The following is a 15,765-nucleotide window of genomic DNA, read 5'->3' on the forward strand; positions in this document are numbered from 1 at the left end:
TTAATTAAACACGGTTTCTAAAACATCTAATGATTTAGGTTTTCTAAATCCTTCCAAATGTAATTCATAATATTGAACTATAATTCGGAGAATAATTTGTCTTTCTTTTTTTGAATAAGAAATTGAATTTATTGCATCAAAATTTATGCCTAATATACCTTTAAAAAGAAGTAATTTTTTTCCCGATAGAGTTAGATTTTCATATTCCGTATCGGTAAAACCTCCTTCTAACAAATTAAATGCTGTTTTATCAATATTGGTTGTATCTGGATAAAAACCTAAATACCTAGATAAATTTAATAAAAATAGTAAATGAAAGTTTGCAACCTCATTATGTGTATCTAACCAAATTATAGAAGTTTCAATATAACTGTATAAAGGATTATTTTCTTCCTCTTCTTGTAGAATATATGATAACACTTCAGATAAAAATAATACAATTGTTTGCTTAACAACAGAAGTATAAATAGTTTCATAAGGATGAATCACTTGCACTTCTTTAATAGAATGCAATGAGCTTTTATTACTATGGTTTGCCGTAAGGTTTAGCTGTGTTAATGGTTGAAAGTGCGCAGGTTTTAACTTTCCTTTTTTTGATTTTAGCACTCCTTTTATCATGTACGATTTTACTCCTTCTTGTAAAGTAAAACATTTTACTATCAAACTAGTATCTCCATATTTAAGAGAACTCAAAACAATGGCTTTTGTAGTAACTACTGCCATTTAACCAAGTTTAACTATTAAAATCATTAATCAAAGATATACCAATAATACCAACAAAAATAGTACATTCGTATAAAATTGATTCCTTTAGTATGGCAACAGAGATAGAGCGAAAATTCTTGGTAAAATCTACAGACTTTAAACAAGAAGCTTTTCAAAAAAACTACATAAAACAAGGTTTTTTAAATTCAGATAAAAAAAGAGTAGTACGAGTTCGCTTAAAAGATAATACTGGTTTTTTAACTATCAAAGGGGCATCAAGTGCTAATGGAACTACTCGATTTGAATGGGAAAAAGAAATTGATAAGAAAGAAGCTGAGAGTCTTTTTGATTTATGTGAAAAAGGTAGTATTGAGAAATATAGATATTTAGTAAAAATTAACAATCATATTTTTGAAGTAGATGAATTTTTAGGGGATAATGATGGATTGCTTATTGCTGAAGTTGAGTTAGAAAATGAAAATGAAAGTTTTACAAAACCTGAGTGGTTAGGTAAGGAAGTTACTGGAGATGCTAAATACTATAATTCTAACCTAAGTAAATTACCGTATAAAAAATGGTAAAACCATCTAAAAATAGATGGTTTTACCATTTTTTATTTTAATAATCTTTTTATTTTTTTAAAATACTAAGTGTTTTTATTTCTTCTCCTGATTGTATTTTCAACAAATACATCCCCTCTTTTTTTAAGATGCTTTCATCAATCACTACATATGTTGAGGAGGAATTAACCTTTTCAGTATAAATATGTCTCCCCAATAAATCGTATACATGTAATTGTATATCCTCTTTTTTAGAAAAACCTGAAAGGTTAATTTTTGTTTGTGATTCAAAAGGGTTTGGTGCAGCATAAAGCGTAACATTTTTACTTAACTCATTATAACGAGCTCCAACAGCTCCAATTCTATTTACGGTTGTAATTGGCAAGTTTGCCGCTTTATTATAGGCATAATCTGTTAGTGTGTAAGATTGCCCATTACTTGCTACTGAAACATGAAACCATCCATAATGTGTATTTCCATTTATTTTAAAAGAAAAACCTATAAATCCTGTTTTTCCATTCCATAGAGTATAATCAGAAGAACTAACTAAAAAACTATGTGAATCTGTTACGAAATTACTTGAACTTCCAATTACTACTCCTTCTTCTAAATACGACACTTCATTACTCACTCCATTACATACCAATTCTTTACCGTAAGTTACTAATCGTAAAGTATTACCTGTATACCAAGCACCATAATCTGTATCATCACCTGATTCGATTCTAAAAAATTTCCAAGTATCATTTGATCTGACTGTAAGGTCATCTATATCAACATATACAATATTATCTGTGGTATCACAAGGCAAACATGAACCTCCACAATCAACACCAGTTTCATCACCGTTTTGAACACCATCATTACATGTTGGCAAAGAATTCTCAGATATTATTATTTTATAATCCTCAACCTCTCCATAACTAAAAGACTCACAAGATGTTGCTATACCATTATACTTCATTGAGACCCTCATTCTAGTATCTCCTAATACTGCCGAGTTAGGCACAGTAAATTGTCCAGAAACTATATTATCTTTAGACGCTGATTTACTCCAAACCAGTTCACCTGGATCTGTAAAATCTCCATTTTTATTATAATCAATCCAAACACTATAACCTTCAGAATATTTTGTTGTTCTCCAACTCGGAGTTATTGTTACTGAATAACTATCTCCCCTTAATAAATTAGTAGATATAGAAGCTGTATAATCAGCATACCCATTGCTTGAACTAGAAGAACTATTATCTATTGTATGTAATTGTACTCTACTAATAAATTCATCGTTAGCATTTTTACCATTAGAATCACAGTAAGTAATAGCTACGTTACATGGCTCACAAGTACCACCACAATCAACACCAGTTTCATCTCCATTTTGAACACCATCATTACACGTTGGTTGACCTCCATAAACTTTACTTCCTGCTTTAATTTCTCCATAGGGTTCTGTACTATACGCATAATCTAGAAGTGAATAGGAAGAACCATTATTATTCACTTGTACTCTAAACCATCCATAATTTAACTTTCCTGGATATAGTTGAAATTGAAACCCTATATATGCCGTTTTACCATCCCAAGCTGTATAATTTACATCTCTAATCACATGCAAATCGGGGTAAGCCCCTCCTGACACCCATGAACTTTGCTGGTTAATTTCAGTATTGAGTGTTAATGGTATTGGGTTTCTTGTTCCTGGTTGACATACCAACGCTTTTTGATACGTTTCCAATTTTAGTGCGTTGTTTTCAAAAAAAGTTCCGAAAGCATTATCATTTTCTGCTCCTTCTATCCTAAAAAACGTCCAAGTACTACCTGAGTTCGCGGTATAATCCTGGTTATCTACATATACTATTTTGTAAGGGTCATAAAAACTAAACTCAAAAGCTACTTTATTTGAGTTTAAGGCTGTTGTACCTCCCGAAATTGCAGCATCTTTAAATGTTATAATTCCGGTTGAATTATTTGCTTTTACATGGTTCAGAGCTTTACCTGTAAAATTTACACTTAACTTTCTGTTATTAACTACCGAAATTTGTGCTGATATTCCTTGTGGAAGATTTAAGTCAAAATGAGTACCAAGAGACAGGTTTCCAGATCCAACAGCAAATGTTCCTCCCTCTAATGTAATGTGCTTTGCTTCATTAACAATTGTACCGTTATTTGTTAGTGCTTCTTCAACTTTATTATTATCTACCACAAGTGAACCTCCTGACAAATTAACTCCTGTAGCTACTAAGTTAGATGGTTGCCATAAGGGTTTACGAGCTGGATGATCTAATGCTACTAACATTCTATTTATTTGCCCTTGTGTAAACATTTTTGCACAACCTGATGCGGAATCATAGCCCATATAGTTTTCATAGTTAATTAAATTACCACAATCACTCGCACCAACATTACAACCATCATCTCCTGAGTTAGTGTCTTCTTTTGGAGTATCATCTACATAATCTCCATTGGGATCATTACAACCCCCTTCAAATGTATGAATAAGATTTAACCAGTGACCAAACTCATGGGTTAATACTGATGCAAACTCTTTATTGGTATTTCCATGAATATAACGTCCATTATAAACTACTCTTGCTGTATTATTATTAGACATTGCTGTGTTAGGATACCATGCAACTCCTGAGTTTGTCGAACTTCCATCTGCATATAAGTCTCCCATAATATATACATTCATGTACTTATAATTATCCCATGCATCTGCAGCTATTTGAGCATCATAACCACCTCCATTCCCATAACCAGCCTTTTCTGGGTGGAATACAACACCATTAGTACTCCCTCCATTAGGATCTATCTTAGCTAATGCAAACCGTATACTAAGTGTACCTCTTCTACCAGAAAAAACAGGGTCTACTGTATTAAAGTCATCATTTAGTCCATTAAAATCTTCATTTAACTTATCTAATGCTACTTTTATCTTATCGTAAGTTACAGTTAATCCATGCTGAGTAGCACCATAAACATGTACTACTACTGGAATGATGTACGTTTCTCCCGCTCTATTTGATTGCGAAATTTGCTTTTTACTAACTACTTTTTTTGTGTAGTGATTGAACCTCTCAAACTCTTTCTTTGATTCAGGGTATTTTGAAAATACCTTTTGATTTTCAATTGTAACTTTACAGTCTTGAGCCAACATAACCTCAACACAGAAAAACAACAAAAAGAAGAAGGGGAACAAAATATTTTTTTGTTTCATAATTGATTGATTTTAAATTACTTAACAAACCTACAACTACAAAACAAATTAAATTAATACAATAGTAACCAATATAAATAATAAATTACCAATTAATATAAATTTAACTTTAAAATGATTTTTTATTTATTTTTTTAACATTAAAACTAAACAAAAAACAAAACGCATATGAAATGAGATAAACTTCCAAGCAAAACAAAAACATGAAATGTTGCGTGATTATAGCTCAATTTTTTTATAGAATAGAAGATAGCTCCAACGGTATAAAAAACACCTCCAAGAAAAAGATACATTACCCCATCTTCATGCAACCTTTCCATTAATGGTTTTATCAAAAAAACTACTTGCCAACCCATTAATAAATACAATGCTGTAGAAAGCCTATCAAACTTCCCTGTAAAAAAGAATTTTAATATAACACCTATAAATGCAAACACCCAAACAAAGATAAACATATACCAACCTAATTCTCCTGACAAAGTAACCAGACAAAAGGGAGTATAAGTTCCTGCTATTAACACATAAATAGCTGCATGATCAAAAATATTTAGTTTTCGTCTTAGCTTAGGTTTTTTAGCTGCATGATAAAAGGTAGATGCTGCATATAGAATTATTAAACTAAATCCATAAATTAAAAAACTGACCATCTGCCATAAGCCATCGTAATTGAATGATTTATGTACCAGAAAAGGTAAGGCTATAATACTTAACAATAGCCCAAAACCATGAGTAAGTATATTTAATCTTTCCTCTTTTTGGCTGTAATGGTTATTTAAACTTTCTTTCATGAATGGAACGATTTGTGTCTTTCATATACAACTCATCATTAATTAATTCATTGTATATTATATTATAAGTCTGCTCCCTTAACTTGTTCTTATCTTGAGCAATTAAATTTTTTGTCTCTATGAATTTACATTGTTTTACTCTTAGTACACCTGGTGACCCTTTAAAGAAATCCCATGAAAATAAACGCTTCCCGTCATAATAAACTTGGGGCACAATAGGTATTTGATGCTCAATAGCCAAACTGAATGCTCCATTTTTAAAAGGCGCTAAAACTACATCTTCTGTTGGCACTAAACCTTCAGGAAAAATAGCAATACTTGTTCCATTTTTTAATCTCTTATGGGCTTCTTCATATACTTTTTTTCTACTTTCTAAATCACTCCTATCAACTACAATAACGACTTTTTTATAAAAAAAACCAAAAATTGGAAATTTTGCTAATTCTTTCTTCCCTACAAAAACTATTGGATTTTTACTCATTGCTATTAACACCCACGGATCAATAAATGATGCATGATTACTACAAAACATGTAACTCTCATTACAGTTTATTTCCTGTTCTCTTTCTATATTTAATCGAAATCCCATTCCATAAATTAAAAAGAAAGCCCAAACTCTAACCATTTTCCAAAAAGCAGGGTAATACTTCTCATCTGAAGTTAAGACTAGTAAGAAAGGTAACATTATTAGTATGGAAACTACTATTAACGTGTAAAACCAAACACGCCAAATAAAACGAATAGGAAAATATATGTATTTCAAATTTTTAAAATTTATAATTAACCAACTAACTTTATTTTTCTTTTTCTTTTTTTGAGGAATTTAAAAACCTAAACTCGTTTAAAATGCGAAAGTAGTAATTTCTTTTGTTTGATAAATTTTAAGCTTATTTTTGTTGACTTAAGCAAGCACTTATTAATAATATTTCAAAACAGACTTATGTCAAGAATTTTAACAGGAGTACAAAGTACAGGAACCCCACATTTAGGAAATTTATTAGGAGCAATTTTACCTGCAATTGAAATGGCTAATGATTCTAAAAACGAATCATTTATATTTATTGCAGATATGCACTCTTTAACCCAAATTAAAGATGGGAATGAATTACGCGAAAACACTTATAGTGTTGCAGCTACTTGGCTTGCTTGTGGTATTGATATTAATAAAACCGTATTTTATCGTCAAAGTGACATTCCTGAGGTTACTGAATTAACTTGGTATTTAAGCTGTTTTTTTCCATACCAACGTTTAACCTTAGCACATGGTTTTAAAGACAAAGCTGATCGTTTAGCAGACGTTAATGCTGGTTTATTTACCTACCCTATGTTAATGGCTGCAGATATTTTGCTGTACGATGCTGAAGTTGTTCCTGTAGGAAAGGATCAGTTACAGCATTTAGAAATGACACGTGATGTAGCTAATAGATTCAATAATATTGTTGGTGAAACTTTGGTTCCACCTCAAGCCAAGATAAATGAAAACACAAAACTAGTACCTGGTGCTGATGGTGAAAAAATGAGTAAATCTCGAAATAACTTTATCAATATTTTCTTACCAGACAAAAAGTTACGTAAGCAAATTATGTCTATTCAAACGGATAGTAAAGCGTTAGAAGATCCAAAAGATCCAGATAGTGACAATGTTTTTGCTATATATAGATTGTTAGCTTCAGAGAAGCAAATTAGCGAAATGCGTGCTAATTATGAAAATGGAGGTTATGGATACGGACATGCAAAACAAGCTCTTTATGAATTAATTGTAGAAAAATTTGCTGATGTACGTACTAAATATAGCCACTATATGGAAAACCGTCATGAAATTGATGAAGCTTTAGCTGTAGGAGCAGAAAAAGCTCGTTTAATTGCCAAAGATGTGCTACAAAGAGTTAGAGGAAAAATAGGATACTAATTATATCATCTAGTAAATAAGTCATTTTATCCTTAAAAAATTAGGAGTATATCCCCTATGAAAAACGGGGAATAGGTAACCTTTGTTAGTTGTGTTTTTTGATAGTTTTACACTACTATTAACCTCAAACTAACATATTATGCCACATTATGCACAAGGAACAACAGGATGGACAAAACTAAAAGAATATCAAGCTTTATGGGATCCTAAAATTGATTTGGGTAAGTTTTACTTTACGACATTTCAGGGAAAAAGACAGGAAACTCCATATATGACTGCAGATAATTTTGCTAGAGTAATTGACATTTTAAGAAATGAAACTCCTGTATATGGAAACGCAACTACTGGCTCTGTAACCACACAAGGAGAACTTGTAGGCGAAGAAGAAAGCTAGGAAATTCAAATATAATAACTAAACCCAGAATATATATTCTGGGTTTTTAATATAGGATATCAATAAAAAATATTCATATAAAATTTACAAAAGTACTGTAATCTTTTTTTTTACTTTTACTTCTCAAAAGGTATTAAAACCTCGCATGAATAGCAAGGTTACAAATATAGTAAAAGGTTAATTTATCTTGTGAATTTTCTTAAGTGATATGTTTTGTCGCTAGGGGTATAATCACTTCTAATATAAAAATCTTTATATTTGAAAATAGTGTAGGCAATATCGCTTTTTCTAGGGGTACTTTTTATTTTATCAAAAATATTCCTAGGTATTTTGGTGTCTTTAATGTGCTCAAAACCTGTATCAAATAAACATTCAATTTGAGTTGATTTTGTATTGGTGAAAGAATTATATGCAAACATGGTAGGGTTAAAGAAAAGGTTCACATTTACACTTCCTAGGCTAGCTATTGGTCCACCTATTCCTCCAAAACCTGCCATCATCATTGGAGCAGCAGACCTTTGTTCAACATACCCCCCTATAGTAAACAAGTAACTGTTTTTATTTTTAATGACTGAAACACCAATTTTACCAGTAGTTATTTTACGTAAAAATTTCTTAGTTTTTTCTAGCTCTCTATAACCGTTATAAAAGCCTCCTTTTTGAATGATTGGAGAGTTTTTAAAGAGTATTTCCTCATCTTTACTAGCAGCATATTCTTTTATAAAATTCCCAGTTGCTAAGTCTAAGATGTACATTGATAAAACATCCTTCGTAGCTGCTACTATTGCTACTTTATTATCAAAAATAAAAGAATTAGTTTTTTTTCTTCCTGATTTAATATTAGAAAGAGGTTTGTTGAAAGTTGCTGTTGAAACTTTATAGTTTGTTAAGTTTACAGTAAATAATTGAGTTATATTTTTATTATTATCAAAAGAAATAATAAAGTTATTACCTTTTAAATACATTTTGGCAGTCTCAGAAACTGATTCAATTGAGTTAGGTGTATTTTCTTCAAACTTTTTGATAGGTGAGTAGTTAAAAGGTAACAAAAGATCTACAATTCTTACTTTTTTATTCTTTTCGTTAAGAAGTCTTAGCTCAGAAATGTCTAGTGGAATATATTGTAAGTTACCATCTTCATTAAGGTAGTTTAAATATATACTACCATCTACTTTATTTCCAGAAATAATATAAAATTTGTTTTTTAAAGAGACTGTTTGGATAAAAGTTTGTCCAGAAGGAAGTAAAAACTCTTTTACTGTGTTTTTTTTATTATCAAAAGAAAAACTTACAGCAGCAAATTGTGTGTTACTTTTATTGGTTAAAAATATTTTATATTCATTATTGTAAATACTGCTTCCCAAAAGTATTTTATACTTCCTTTTCTTAGTTTCAGATGAAAGTTGACCGGTTAATTTAAAATCGTCATTAAATTTATATGCGTACACATTTTTAGCATCAGCAATTAAAATAGCCAAGTCATTATTTTCAGTATTTACAACAGGAATTACATCTTTAATGTCTGTTGAGTTTTCTTTTAAAAAGTTTTTAAAACTAGCAATTTCTGTTTGAGCAAATAAAGAATTACACATAAATCCTATTAAAAACAGGATGTTGATACAATTTTTTTTCATTTTTAGTTATTAAGAGGTATAAAAAACCTCGCATTTAAGCGAGGTTGCGAATATAATAAAAGCTTGTTTTTTGTTTAGGCTATAAACTCTCCGTTATTTACCTTTTTAGAAGGTTGAACAAAAGCTAATTTACCCTCAGGAGTATCTGTCATTAAAATCATTCCTTGGCTTTCTACACCACGTAATTTTCTTGGAGCTAAATTACACAATACAGATACTTGCTGACCAACGATATCTTCTGGTTTAAAGCTTTCTGCAATACCAGAAACAATCGTACGTGTATCAATACCAACATCGACGGTAAGCTTCAGTAGCTTTTTTGTTTTAGCTACTTTTTCAGCAGCAACAATAGTCCCTATTCGAATATCCATTTTTGTGAAATCATCAAATTGAATAGTTTCTTTTTGAGGCTCAACTACTTTGTTAGCAGCTTCATTTGCTTTCTTGGTAGCTTCTAACTTGTCTAACTGTGTTTGAATTGTAGTATCTTCAATTTTAGAAAATAATAATTCAGCTTTGTTTACTTGATGGCCTTCAGGTAATAAAACATCTTTTTCAGCTACATCATTCCAAGCAAGCATAGTATCAATATTTAAAATTGACTTTAATTTACTTGAAGTAAACGGTAAAAAAGGTTCTGATAACACTGCTAAACCTGTTGCGATTTGCAAGGCAACGTTCATAATAGTTTTGGTGCGCTCTTCGTCAACTTTAATTACTTTCCATGGCTCTTCGTCAGCTAAGTACTTATTACCTAAACGCGCTAAATTCATCATTTCTTGAGAAGCTTCTCTAAAACGATAACGTTCTATAGACTTTGCAATAATATCTGGAAATTGCTGTAATTGCTCTAAAGTGTCTTTGTCAATTTCTAATAATTCCCCCGCAGGTGGTACCTGTCCGTTGTAGTATTTGTTTGTTAACACTACAACACGGTTAATAAAGTTTCCGAAAATAGCAACTAACTCGTTATTGTTCTTTGCTTGAAAATCTTTCCAAGTAAAATCATTATCTTTATTTTCAGGAGCGTTAGCTGTTAAGGTATAACGTAACACATCTTGTTGGTCAGGAAATTCCTCTAAGTACTCATGTAACCAAACAGCCCAATTTTTAGAAGTTGATAGTTTATTTCCTTCTAAATTTAAAAATTCGTTAGCTGGTACATTTTCAGGTAAAATAAAATCACCATGAGCTTTTAACATAGCAGGGAAAATAATACAATGAAATACAATATTATCTTTACCAATAAAGTGTACTAATTTGGTATCGTCTTTTTTCCAATAATCTTCCCAGTTTTTACCTTCACGAGCAGCCCATTCTTTAGTAGAAGAGATATAACCAATAGGCGCATCAAACCAAACATATAAAACTTTTCCGTCAGCACCTTCAACAGGAACAGGAATTCCCCAATCTAAATCACGGGTTACTGCACGAGGACGTAGTCCGTCATCAATCCATGATTTACATTGCCCTAATACGTTAGGTTTCCAATCATTTTTATGTCCTTCTAAAATCCATTCGCGTAAGAAAGCTTCGTGTTTATCTAAAGGTAAAAACCAATGTTTAGTTTCTTTTAAGGTAGGAACATTTCCAGTAATAGCTGATTTAGGATTAATTAAATCTGTAGCATTATGACTTGTCCCACATTTTTCACATTGGTCTCCATAACTTTCTTCGTTTCCACATTTAGGGCATGTACCAATAACAAAACGATCTGCTAAAAATTGATTAGCTTCTTCATCATACAATTGTTGCGTAACTTCTTCAACAAATTCACCATCATTGTATAATTTGATAAAGAAATCTGAAGCTGTTTTATGATGAATTTCAGCCGAGGTACGCGAGTAATTATCAAAAGAAATACCGAAATCTTCAAACGATTTTTTAATGATTCCGTTGTACTTATCAATAATAGCTTGTGGAGTAACACCTTCTTTTTTAGCACGCATTGGTATCGCAACTCCGTGTTCATCAGAACCACAAATATAGGCTACGTCTTTTCCTTTTTGACGCAGATAACGGGCATAAATATCTCCAGGAACATACACTCCTGCCAAATGACCAATATGGATTGGTCCATTTGTATAAGGTAATGCTGCTGTAATTGTATATCTTTTTGGTGTACTCATGTTTTTCTACTAAAATTAAAGCGCAAAAGTACGAAAAAGCAATTTTTTATACTGTTATAAATTAGGTACATTTGATGGACTTTAGACTTTTAAAGTCAAGAAAAGAGACTTGTTTATGGAAAAAAGAATTTTTACCTTATTTTTTATACTGATAATTATATCAGGTTATGCACAAAATAAAACAATGAAGTTAACCACACCACCCTATTTGCAAAAAGGAGATACGATTGCAATTGTTGCTCCTGCTGGAATTTTAAAGAACCGTAAGCATACTATTGATAAGGCTAAAAGTTTAGTAGAAAGCTGGGGGTTAAAGGTAGTGTATGGTAAGTATGTGTTTAATCAGAATGATCATTTTGCTGGTACCGATGAAGAGCGTTGTCAAGATTTTCAAGACGCGTTAGACAATCCTAATATTAAGGCTATTTGGAGTGCACGCGGAGGATATGGTTCTGTGAGGATTTTAGATAGATTAGATTTTACTAAGTTTAAAAAACATCCAAAATGGATTATTGGATATTCTGATGTTACAGCATTTCATAATCATATTCATAATTTAGGTATTGAAACAATGCATGCGATGATGGGAACAAGTATGGAAGAAGATCCAAATGATCTTGTGCAAACAATCGCTACTTTTAAGAAAGCATTATTTGGAGAAAAATTACGCTATGAAGTTCCTGCTTCACAAGAGAATAAAGTAGGTGAGGTTTCAGGAGAATTAGTGGGTGGTAATATTGCTATTTTGGCTTCGATGTTAGGGTCGGACAGTCAAATTTCTACAGATGGAAAAGTTTTGTTTATTGAAGAAATAGGAGAATATAAGTACTCGATAGATAGAATGTTACAAAGTTTAAGGCGAGCAGGGTATTTTACTAAAGTTAAAGCGATTATTGTGGGAGATATGACTAAGATTAAGAGAAATACCACTCCTTGGGGAAGTTCAATAGAACAATTAATTTTGGACGTTGTTCCTAAAGATATCCCTATATTATTTAATTTTCCTGCAGGTCATGAACCAGATAATAGAGCATTGATAATGGGTAGAGAAGTTAAATTATCGATAAGTAAGAATAAGCAGTGTTTGGTAGAATTTAATTAACTGTTTTTTGTTCTACATGTGTTTATTCCTAACAACTTGTATAATGGGCAAAAATTTATTAAACTAGTAACCAAAAGTATAATTGCTAATACAAGTAAGATATTACCAAAAATTCCTGTAATAAATTCAAAGTAAGATAGCATAGCTATTATAAGAGCAATGAAAGTTCTAATAGCTTTATCAATGTTTCCTATGTTTTTTTTCATGATAAAAAGACTTACGGTTACTCAAATATAAGTTTTTAAATGGCACAACACAATGAACTTGGTAAGAAGGGAGAGCAACTAGCAATAGATTATCTTGTTAAAAATGGGTACACTATTGTTGAAAAAAATTACTATTTCCAAAAAGCAGAGGTTGATATTATTGCTCAAAAAAAAGATGTATTGGTTGTTATTGAGGTTAAAACAAGATCTACATCTTATTTTGGAAATCCACAAGACTTTGTGAACTCAAAGAAAATAAAGCTATTAGTTACTGCTATTGATAATTATGTAAATGAACGAGGGTTAGATGTTGAAATACGGTTTGATATCATTGCTATCATTAAACAACGAAATGAGTTTGTAATAGAGCATATTGAAGATGCATTTTTATATTTTTAAAAAAGAAAAAGCTCAACAAATTTGTTGAGCTTTTTCTTTACGTTATATTGATATTTATTTCTTATCGCTATTGAAGTATTTTTCTACATCTTCAACATGATCAGGCATGGCGATAATATTCTTGTCTTTGTCTAATACGAAGTAAGATGGAGTACCAAGTAGATTGTACTTTTTTACGGTTTCGTTGTCAAATTTATATTCAGGATGTGTTCCAATAGCATTGTGCCATCCTGGTAAATTCTTAACAAACTCGTCCCATTCATTTTCTTCATTTTCAATACCAAAAGAAACTACCGATACTTCTTTATGAGTTTGCATAAACTTATAAAGTTCTGGAATTTCTTTTATACAGTGTGGGCAACCAGTACTCCAGAATACTAACAAATACTTGTTTCCATCATTTAATGTTGATAATTTATATTCTTTATCTCCTTCTTTCCAAGAAAAATCAGGTGCCACTCTACCTACTGTTGCAAGTAAGATGTCTAGTTTTTCCTTTTTAAAATCAACATCTTGATCTTCAGCAGGAAGTTTGTCATAATATTCAGCAAACATCCAGTCTACTGCAGGCCCGTTACGTTTTTCAGTAAGAGCACTAATTAAATAATCGATAACTGCTTTTTCTAACTTGTCAGAAGAAATTTTCTTCATAACATTGGTAATAGATTCCTTTATTAATTTTTGTTGAACATCCTTATCTTCAGAATAATTTAGGTAAAAAACATAATCGTTAATTCGGTCAATCAAAAAAGAAGAATTGTATAGTTTGTCACTTTTAAAATCTACATACTCAAAAAAGTTTTCACTAGTAGCAGATAAATAATCTTGAACATTATCATGAGGGTTAGATGAATTATAACGGCGAGAGGCTTTTATAAAACTATTTACTAACATTCCTTCAGACTTATTTTCATACATTTCTTGAACATCTTCTAACTCTTTAAGCTCTTTTTTGTATGCTTTTTTTGTGTCTTTTGATTTAGTTTCAATATAAGAAGCTTGTAATGAATCTATCTTTTTTTGAACAGCATTATATGCTTGTAAGTATTCATTGTATAATTTGTTTTCTCTAGAGCTAGTAAATAAAACCGATTGGTCCGGATATTTTGGATTAAAAACAAATTCAACATTTTCTTTATTAAAGAAAAAATCAACAAAACCTGCACCAGAATTTCTATAAGTAGCTCTGTAAGCACCTGGAGTTGCTGTATTAGGTAGTTCAAAACTAAATTTACCTAAAACTTGTTTTTCACCGCTTATAGCTACAGTATCAAATTTAATGGTGGCATTGGCAAGAAACTTTTGTTTTGCTCCCTCAATTTTATATAAAATAACCCAATCTCCTTTGTCTGGAGGGGTCATGGTACCTTTAACAGTATACTGTGCATTTGCAAGTGATGTGGTGAATATTAATAGAGCCAGTAATTTTTTCATCATAATATTTAAAAAGGGTTATTAATAAGGTTTTAAAACTAGTCATTTACGAACTTCTATCCAAGAAGTGTACCACTTTTATTTTATCTTGTGTATTTTAGAAACGTTTTTTTAATCATTTGAAAACATGAACTTTAAAGAACAAATATTTTGGGTAACAGGTGCGTCTTCAGGAATCGGTAAATCTCTAGTCATTGAGTTATCTAATTATGAAGCAAAATTAATTATATCATCAAGAAATGAAAGCATTTTAAGAGAAGTGAAAAAGAGTTGTAAATTTCCTGAAAAAGTTATGATTTTGCCTTTAGATTTAGAAGATTATGAAAACCTTCATGAGAGGGTAATCAAAGCAATTTCATTTTTTGGAAGAGTAGATGTTTTAGTGAACAACGGAGGAATAAGTCAACGATCGCTAGTGAAAAATACTTCAATAAAAGTTGATAAACGTTTGATGGATGTTAATTATTTAGGAACTGTGGCGCTTACAAAAGCCTTGTTACCTCATTTTATTGAAAATAAATCAGGGCATTTTGTTGTAACTACGAGTATTGTTGGTAAAATAGGAACTCCATTACGTTCTACGTACGCTGCTACGAAACATGCTTTACATGGTTTTTTTGATAGTTTGAGAGCAGAACATTATAAAGACAACATTGCTGTTACTTTAATTTGTCCAGGATTTGTAACTACCAATGTGTCGAAAAATGCATTAACAGGAAATGGTACCCCGCAAAGTACAATGGACATAGCGACAGCAAATGGTATAGATCCAGATAGATTTGCTAGAATGATGTTAAAAGCTATAAAGAATAAAAAAGAAGAAGTTTATATAGCAGGTGTGAAGGAAAAGTTAGGTGTATATACGAAACGTTTTTTCCCTAAGTTATTATCAAAAATGATTCGGAAATTAAGTGTTACTTAATCAAAAAAATTAATTAGTTCAAAATAATTAATGATGGCTTCTTTCATTAAAACCGATTGTTCACCTGGTTTTAAGTTGGGTAATTCGGTTACAGTTTTATAGTGAGGCCATCCATCATCGTCAAAAAAATCGAATTCATAGTATCCGTAAGGTTCTAACAACTTACAAATAGCAATATGCATAAGGTTTACCTTTTCATCTTTTTTAAACTTACGATGCCCTTGTCCCAATTCTTGAACGCCAATTAGGTAGATAACTCCATCTATATTAAGCTCATCACCGTCAGCAAATTGTTGTGATAATTGAGTTATTACAAAATCCCACTTTTCTTTTAAATTGATTTCTTTTGCCATTTGTGCTTTTTGA

Annotated in this window: 15 protein-coding genes; 6 read left to right on the forward strand and 9 right to left on the reverse strand. The window is 31.1% G+C overall.

What is annotated here, in order from left to right:
* On the reverse strand, positions 1 to 723 hold the full coding sequence (gene recO, locus MHM83_RS01700) for a DNA repair protein RecO (RefSeq protein ID WP_239178219.1): 723 nt from the start codon (positions 721 to 723) through the stop codon (positions 1 to 3).
* Positions 724 to 815: 92 nt separating this feature from the next.
* Here recO and MHM83_RS01705 point away from each other — a divergent pair, with 92 nt between their 5' ends.
* On the forward strand, positions 816 to 1,286 hold the full coding sequence (locus tag MHM83_RS01705) for a CYTH domain-containing protein (RefSeq protein WP_047787912.1): 471 nt from the start codon (positions 816 to 818) through the stop codon (positions 1,284 to 1,286).
* 49 nt (positions 1,287 to 1,335) lie between these two features.
* Here MHM83_RS01705 and MHM83_RS01710 read toward each other — a convergent pair whose 3' ends face one another.
* The 3 genes from MHM83_RS01710 to MHM83_RS01720 all read right to left on the reverse strand — a co-directional run bounded on the left by MHM83_RS01710 (position 1,336) and on the right by MHM83_RS01720 (position 6,033).
* Positions 1,336 to 4,482 carry a M43 family zinc metalloprotease gene (locus MHM83_RS01710; RefSeq protein ID WP_239178220.1) on the reverse strand — a complete coding sequence of 1,049 codons (3,147 nt, stop codon included), beginning with the start codon at positions 4,480 to 4,482 and terminating at the stop codon, positions 1,336 to 1,338.
* A gap of 146 nt (positions 4,483 to 4,628) precedes the next feature.
* Positions 4,629 to 5,270: a PAQR family membrane homeostasis protein TrhA gene (gene trhA, locus MHM83_RS01715; RefSeq protein ID WP_159509159.1), complete on the reverse strand. Its 642-nt coding sequence runs from the start codon at positions 5,268 to 5,270 to the stop codon at positions 4,629 to 4,631.
* A complete protein-coding gene (locus MHM83_RS01720; protein ID WP_370641868.1) occupies positions 5,251 to 6,033 on the reverse strand; it encodes a lysophospholipid acyltransferase family protein in 783 nt (260 codons plus the stop codon). Before MHM83_RS01720 ends, trhA begins: the two co-directional genes overlap by 20 nt.
* Before the next feature lie 177 nt (positions 6,034 to 6,210).
* Between MHM83_RS01720 and trpS the strand changes: the two genes are divergently transcribed.
* Both trpS and MHM83_RS01730 read left to right on the forward strand, forming a co-directional pair.
* Positions 6,211 to 7,179 carry a tryptophan--tRNA ligase gene (gene trpS, locus MHM83_RS01725; protein WP_159611041.1) on the forward strand — a complete coding sequence of 323 codons (969 nt, stop codon included), beginning with the start codon at positions 6,211 to 6,213 and terminating at the stop codon, positions 7,177 to 7,179.
* A 139-nt stretch (positions 7,180 to 7,318) separates the two neighbouring features.
* Entirely contained in the window at positions 7,319 to 7,573 is a 255-nt protein-coding gene (locus MHM83_RS01730; RefSeq protein ID WP_047787916.1) for a hypothetical protein, read from the forward strand.
* A 182-nt stretch (positions 7,574 to 7,755) separates the two neighbouring features.
* On the opposite strand, the gene MHM83_RS01735 is transcribed toward MHM83_RS01730, so the two are convergent.
* Together MHM83_RS01735 and metG are read right to left on the reverse strand one after the other, a co-directional pair.
* Positions 7,756 to 9,207: a hypothetical protein gene (locus tag MHM83_RS01735; RefSeq protein WP_239178221.1), complete on the reverse strand. Its 1,452-nt coding sequence runs from the start codon at positions 9,205 to 9,207 to the stop codon at positions 7,756 to 7,758.
* Between the two features lie 74 nt (positions 9,208 to 9,281).
* On the reverse strand, positions 9,282 to 11,336 hold the full coding sequence (gene metG, locus MHM83_RS01740) for a methionine--tRNA ligase (protein WP_239178222.1): 2,055 nt from the start codon (positions 11,334 to 11,336) through the stop codon (positions 9,282 to 9,284).
* Positions 11,337 to 11,451: 115 nt separating this feature from the next.
* Here metG and MHM83_RS01745 point away from each other — a divergent pair, with 115 nt between their 5' ends.
* On the forward strand, positions 11,452 to 12,438 hold the full coding sequence (locus tag MHM83_RS01745) for a S66 peptidase family protein (RefSeq protein WP_159611049.1): 987 nt from the start codon (positions 11,452 to 11,454) through the stop codon (positions 12,436 to 12,438).
* Here the strand turns inward: MHM83_RS01745 and MHM83_RS01750 are convergent.
* Positions 12,435 to 12,644: a YgaP family membrane protein gene (locus MHM83_RS01750; protein WP_159611051.1), complete on the reverse strand. Its 210-nt coding sequence runs from the start codon at positions 12,642 to 12,644 to the stop codon at positions 12,435 to 12,437. The genes MHM83_RS01745 and MHM83_RS01750 overlap by 4 nt on opposite strands.
* Positions 12,645 to 12,683: 39 nt before the next feature.
* Between MHM83_RS01750 and MHM83_RS01755 the strand changes: the two genes are divergently transcribed.
* On the forward strand, positions 12,684 to 13,043 hold the full coding sequence (locus MHM83_RS01755; protein WP_159611053.1) for a YraN family protein: 360 nt from the start codon (positions 12,684 to 12,686) through the stop codon (positions 13,041 to 13,043).
* 54 nt (positions 13,044 to 13,097) lie between these two features.
* Here MHM83_RS01755 and MHM83_RS01760 read toward each other — a convergent pair whose 3' ends face one another.
* Positions 13,098 to 14,480 carry a TlpA disulfide reductase family protein gene (locus tag MHM83_RS01760; RefSeq protein ID WP_082118598.1) on the reverse strand — a complete coding sequence of 461 codons (1,383 nt, stop codon included), beginning with the start codon at positions 14,478 to 14,480 and terminating at the stop codon, positions 13,098 to 13,100.
* Between the two features lie 124 nt (positions 14,481 to 14,604).
* Between MHM83_RS01760 and MHM83_RS01765 the strand changes: the two genes are divergently transcribed.
* Positions 14,605 to 15,399, forward strand: a complete 795-nt coding sequence (locus MHM83_RS01765) for an SDR family oxidoreductase (protein WP_159509225.1) — start codon at positions 14,605 to 14,607, stop codon at positions 15,397 to 15,399.
* On the opposite strand, the gene MHM83_RS01770 is transcribed toward MHM83_RS01765, so the two are convergent.
* Positions 15,396 to 15,752: a hypothetical protein gene (locus MHM83_RS01770; protein ID WP_159611055.1), complete on the reverse strand. Its 357-nt coding sequence runs from the start codon at positions 15,750 to 15,752 to the stop codon at positions 15,396 to 15,398. The genes MHM83_RS01765 and MHM83_RS01770 overlap by 4 nt on opposite strands.
* Positions 15,753 to 15,765: the final 13 nt, after the last annotated feature.

This window comes from Tenacibaculum sp. Mcav3-52, from assembly GCF_022347665.1.
Lineage (GTDB): Bacteria > Bacteroidota > Bacteroidia > Flavobacteriales > Flavobacteriaceae > Polaribacter > Polaribacter mesophilus.

What these genes read in the sequence shown, in the direction of transcription:
- MHM83_RS01710 (WP_239178220.1), bottom strand. Translation starts at nt 4,482, where the DNA reads ATGAAACAAAAAAATATTTTGTTCCCCTTCTTCTTTTTGTTGTTTTTC.
- trhA (WP_159509159.1), bottom strand. Translation starts at nt 5,270, where the DNA reads ATGAAAGAAAGTTTAAATAACCATTACAGCCAAAAAGAGGAAAGATTA.
- MHM83_RS01730 (WP_047787916.1), top strand. Translation starts at nt 7,319, where the DNA reads ATGCCACATTATGCACAAGGAACAACAGGATGGACAAAACTAAAAGAA.
- recO (WP_239178219.1), bottom strand. Translation starts at nt 723, where the DNA reads ATGGCAGTAGTTACTACAAAAGCCATTGTTTTGAGTTCTCTTAAATAT.
- MHM83_RS01745 (WP_159611049.1), top strand. Translation starts at nt 11,452, where the DNA reads ATGGAAAAAAGAATTTTTACCTTATTTTTTATACTGATAATTATATCA.
- MHM83_RS01765 (WP_159509225.1), top strand. Translation starts at nt 14,605, where the DNA reads ATGAACTTTAAAGAACAAATATTTTGGGTAACAGGTGCGTCTTCAGGA.
- MHM83_RS01750 (WP_159611051.1), bottom strand. Translation starts at nt 12,644, where the DNA reads ATGAAAAAAAACATAGGAAACATTGATAAAGCTATTAGAACTTTCATT.
- MHM83_RS01705 (WP_047787912.1), top strand. Translation starts at nt 816, where the DNA reads ATGGCAACAGAGATAGAGCGAAAATTCTTGGTAAAATCTACAGACTTT.
- MHM83_RS01735 (WP_239178221.1), bottom strand. Translation starts at nt 9,207, where the DNA reads ATGAAAAAAAATTGTATCAACATCCTGTTTTTAATAGGATTTATGTGT.
- metG (WP_239178222.1), bottom strand. Translation starts at nt 11,336, where the DNA reads ATGAGTACACCAAAAAGATATACAATTACAGCAGCATTACCTTATACA.
- MHM83_RS01755 (WP_159611053.1), top strand. Translation starts at nt 12,684, where the DNA reads ATGGCACAACACAATGAACTTGGTAAGAAGGGAGAGCAACTAGCAATA.
- trpS (WP_159611041.1), top strand. Translation starts at nt 6,211, where the DNA reads ATGTCAAGAATTTTAACAGGAGTACAAAGTACAGGAACCCCACATTTA.
- MHM83_RS01770 (WP_159611055.1), bottom strand. Translation starts at nt 15,752, where the DNA reads ATGGCAAAAGAAATCAATTTAAAAGAAAAGTGGGATTTTGTAATAACT.
- MHM83_RS01760 (WP_082118598.1), bottom strand. Translation starts at nt 14,480, where the DNA reads ATGATGAAAAAATTACTGGCTCTATTAATATTCACCACATCACTTGCA.